The sequence below is a fragment of the Streptomyces alkaliphilus genome (assembly GCF_014141535.1).
Classification (GTDB): domain Bacteria; phylum Actinomycetota; class Actinomycetes; order Streptomycetales; family Streptomycetaceae; genus Streptomyces; species Streptomyces alkaliphilus.
Genome location: NZ_VKHT01001121.1, coordinates 1 through 1,499 on the forward strand (window position 1 = coordinate 1; position 1,499 = coordinate 1,499).

Here is a 1,499-nt window from a genome sequence, read left to right on the forward strand (position 1 = left end):
GGGCACGGCAGCGGGGGCGGGTTCCGCGTCGGTGTCCGGTGCCGGCGTCGCGGTGTTCCCGTCGGCGGTGTCGCCCGGGCCCGTGCCGCCCCCGGTGCCCACGGGCTCGCGTCGGGCCGCCGGGGCCGAGACGGTGATCAGGTCCCGGACCCCCACGATGTTGGGGTGCTCCAGGCCCAGCAGCGCGTGTCGTTCGTGGGCGAAGCGCTCGACCAGTTCGGGATCGGCGGCCAGGTCCTCCCGCATGACCTTGACGGCCACCGGACCATCGGGACCGTCGGCGAGCCAGACCGTGCCGGCGGAGCCGCGGCCCAGGACTCGGTGGAGGGTGTACTGGCTGCCGATGTTCCGTGCCATGCCGGGAGGCTACGACGCGAGGCGCGAACCGGGGACGGAAACCCGGGTTATTTGTCCGCATTTACCCGGAAAGACAGGTGGAAAATCTCCGGGGGAAGTCGACAAATTCCCGGGGCGGCCGTTCCCGGAGCCGCCCCGGGGGTGACGGCGCGTCAGCCACCGGGCAGGTTGTTCTGGAAGTCCTCCACCGTCTCCCGGGCACCCTCGGCGAAGCCGAGCATCTCCTGCAGGGAGGCGAACCACTCCTGCACCGTCTCCCAGAAGCTCCGCCCCTCCGCGACCCAGTCGGGCAGCGGCGTGAAGTTCCAGGCCACGAAGACGAGGGCGGCCAGGACCAGCACGATGATCAGGCAACCCTTCAGGCACCCCAGGCCGGGGATCCGAACGGGATTGGCGCTGCGGCGCGGCTCGCGACGGGGACGCGGTTCGCGCCGGGGCTCGGGCCTCGGCTGCGGGCGCGGCCGGGGCTCGGGACGGCGCGGCGGCTCGGGCTCGTACCGTTGCGGCCGGTCGTAACCCTCGGGTCCCCGATCCCGGGGAGCACGGCCGTAGCCGGGGTCGGCGGCCGGCAGGGGGCGCTGCGGCGGACGCGGTTCGCGCCGGGGCTCGGGTCGGGGCCGACGCTGCGGCGCCCGGTACAGGGGGTCCTGCGCGGGGTCCAGCGGCTGCACGGTGGTCTGTTCGTTGCGGTCGCGGGCCGCCCGCAGCTGGTTCTCCCAGGGGTGGGGCTCCTCCCGGCCCCCGGGGCCGCCGGATTCGCCGGGGCCGTCGAAACCTCCGGCCGGCATGACGCGGGTGGCGGCCGGGCCGTCCCGGTCGTCCGGGCCGCCGCCGGGGGCCGCGCCGGCGGCCGGGAGCACTCCGGTGGCGGCGTTCGGGTCCGTCCCGCCCACCCCGCCGGAGCCGCCCGGCAGGGCCTGCGTCGGCTCGGCGTCCGGCGGGCCGGAGGGCTCGCCGCCGGTACCCGGGACCCGCACCGGGTCGGGGGGCGGGGCCAGCAGCGCGGCGACGCCGAGTGCGGCGGTGCGTTCGTCGGGCCCCGCGTTGTCGGAGATGCCCGCCGCCACGGTGCGCAGGGCACGGGCCAGGTTCTCCGCCGAGGGGCGCTCCGTCGGGTTCTTGCGCAGGCAGCGCTCGAGCAC

At 76.5% G+C, this 1,499-nt stretch carries 2 pseudogenes; both read right to left on the reverse strand.

The features are described from left to right. Positions 1-357, reverse strand: a pseudogene (locus FNQ90_RS27750) (hypothetical protein); the annotation flags it as partial. Between the two features lie 152 nt (positions 358-509). Then, positions 510-1,499: pseudogene (locus FNQ90_RS22840) on the reverse strand (serine/threonine protein kinase); the annotation flags it as partial.